General features: G+C 44.3%; 1 protein-coding gene. It reads left to right on the top strand.

The window, feature by feature from the left end; genetic code table 11:
* Window positions 1-213: chromo domain-containing protein (locus tag GXM16_RS22765; protein ID WP_208797410.1), on the top strand; the 213-nt coding region annotated here is incomplete at its 5' end.
* Window positions 214-2,853: the final 2,640 nt, after the last annotated feature.

Below are 2,853 nucleotides of genomic sequence, written 5' to 3'. Positions count from 1 at the left end.
GTGCAGGATGATCTGACTTACATGGAGTATCCAGCTAAGATATTGGAGACAGCTGAGAGAGTTACTAGGAGTAAGGTGATTAAGATGTGTAAAGTTCAGTGGAGTCACCATGCGGAAAGTGAGGCAACTTGGGACAGGGAAGATGAGTTGATGGCAGAATTTCCTCAGATTTTCTCTAATCCATCTGAATCTCGAGGACGAGATTCTCTTTAGGGGGGTAGGTTTGTACACCCTAAATTTCATCACATAAACCAACTAGCAACTCTCTGAATTTTTCTAGGATTTATTAAGGCTTAAATAAATTTTCTATGATTTAATTGGAATTTCTAGCCTTTTATCAATTTAAATATCACATTAAATAATTATTTTAGTCAAAATAAGTTTTTGTCGCATTCATGCTGGTGCATATATTTTTGGTTGCTAGTAAATCAAGTTGGAATTTAAATTCTGTTTAAATTCGAATTTGATTTGCTTTTGTTTGAGTTTTAGAATAGTTTAAATCGGCCGAGTTCGATTTTAGCCCCTGAACTCTTCGGCCGGTTCGCTTTCGCCCCTCCAACTTTTGGCCCGGTCCGCTTTTACCCCCTCTACTCTTTTCCTCCCGAGCCGGCCCGATTCCTCTCCCGGCCCAGCAACGTCCCATTCTCCTCGCGCCGGCCCACTCCGCGCCCTCTCCTTTCCGCGTCGCTGACAGGCGGGGCCCGCCTGTCAGGTCCGTCGTCCCCGAGCCGGACTCAAGCTCGAGTCCGACCCGGGCTTGGCCGCGTCGCCGCAGCCGTCTCGGGCACGCACGCCAAGGCGTGGACCCGAGCCGCCCTGGGTCTTATAACGGCCGCCGCCGCCTTTGCCCTTTTCTTGGTGATCCGCCCGCCGCTCTCGCGAAACCCTCGCTCTAGAGCGCCGCCGCTCGACTCTCCCCGCCGGCGAACCCCGGGGCCCGATCTAATTTGAACCGTTAGATCGTGATCCAACGGCCCACAATAGATCCAGCCCCGAGTCAAATAAATCAAATAACGGTCAGCCTTGGCTGTTTTGCAAAGAAGCCCTTAAAGTTTTTGAAAATCAACCCGCAGTCCACTTTAGTTCAAAAATAATTACGAATAGGTCCTGTTTTCTTTTGTTTAAGCCCCTGCAAGATCTAAAATTGCACCCGAGGTCCTGTTTTGGTCTTTTTACCCGTAGGCCCTCGTAGTTTTATACAAATTATGTTTTAGCCCCTGGTTTTTCGCAGTTAAGCCCCTGGAACTTTTAAAACTTTGCCAGCAAGTCCCTGAACCTTAGAAAAGCCATATCTTTTGCGTTTTAACTCCGATTTTAGTGATTCTCGCGCTCACGCGTTCGTTGTAACGCGTAGATTAGTTTTGTGCTGTTGTTTTCTTCTGTTGGAATTGTTTTGTGTACTGTTTCTTATTTATTGTATTGTTTTCTTGTATGTGTTCGTGTGATGCGTATAGGAAACGTGCCGTTCGAGGAGAGCTTTGAAGATCCGGTCGTTGAAGACTTTGAGCAGCAGCAGGGTTGGGAAGAAGGCAAGTATTCCTTGATCATACCCGTTTGTACCTAAATGACATGCATTTTAATTACACTGTTATTTATCGCTTGCATTAATATTGTTGGGTCCCATTAAGGATTTTCCTAGTCTCCTTTACCATACCTTGCAGCTTGGGGTACTTAATTAATTTTGATGGTAGATGATGCTTAGTTTGCTCAACTGGGATTGGTTAAATGAACCCCTACTCTATGTTCCATATACTCTTTTAAATAATTAATTGGCAAGATCATATCTTTTTAATTGGAACATGGAGAACCACCCAGGAAAACAGTGCAACCATAAGTACCATATGGCTCTGGTCTTGGCTAATTAATTAGGGACTTTAGTGGATGGTAACCTTACCCGAAAGGGGCAAGAGGTGCGGCGGTTGACGGGGTATAGCTCGGTCCTCTTGAGCTGTGGGCTTTGGTAAGAGACAGATCTCATTAGGGAGGGTTATGCTTTGCTTATGAACTGGAAACCTTAGCAGGCTATCATTTATTATAGCGCTTTTGTAAAGGTCTCATAGTGAAACCCAGTATTCGGTCCACGTGGTGTGGGAAGGGTACATGCTTTCGGGCAATGGGAATCACGGCTTATGGTGAAAGTGTACAACCTCTGCAGAGTGTAAAACTGTTATAACAGCCGTGCTCACGGTCAAGAGCGGCCTGGACCCTTACATGATAATCATACTTGAACATGATCTAAATCGTGGTTACTCGAATATGTTGGGAATTTGACATTCATTAATTTGTGGGTGGTATATACTTTCATTTGCTAGTAAATAGTTGCTTAATAAAACTTGACCAACTAAAAGTGCTTACAGCAGTATGGTCAGCCAACCTTTTTGCCTCAGCCTTGTATGTCATATTACATTTGCTGAGTACGTCATGTGCTCATACTTGTTGCCTTTCTTTCTTTTATTGCATCAACTACACCCGGAATGCTGCTCAGATTGGGAGAATTTTGAGGATTTCACTGCTGATTTTGAGGAGTTCTAGGCGAGTCTCCCCCAGTTAACGCCTGTGGAGTTGGAGTCACTTTTGCTTTGTTAGATGAACGTTTATTTAAGTCTTCCGCTATGACATTTGTGTCAACTCTGAGATTGTAATAAATGCACTATAATACTCTTTCGTTATGCATGGTTATGGATATTCACTTGTGACGTCTACCATATGTGTGTAAACTGATCCTGGCGCACATATGAGATGCACCTGGTTTTCTTTCTAAAACCGGGTGTGACATCCAAGAATCTAAATGGGTCAGGAAACAACAAGTGCATCTGTGACTGTGAGTCTGTGGGCAAGAACAGTCAGAGCTAG

The organism is Flavobacterium limi (genome assembly GCF_010645075.1).
GTDB classification, from domain to species: Bacteria; Bacteroidota; Bacteroidia; order Flavobacteriales; family Flavobacteriaceae; genus Flavobacterium; species Flavobacterium limi.
Note: the sequence above shows the minus strand (reverse complement) of the source record. Positions and strands in the feature narration are given on the sequence as shown.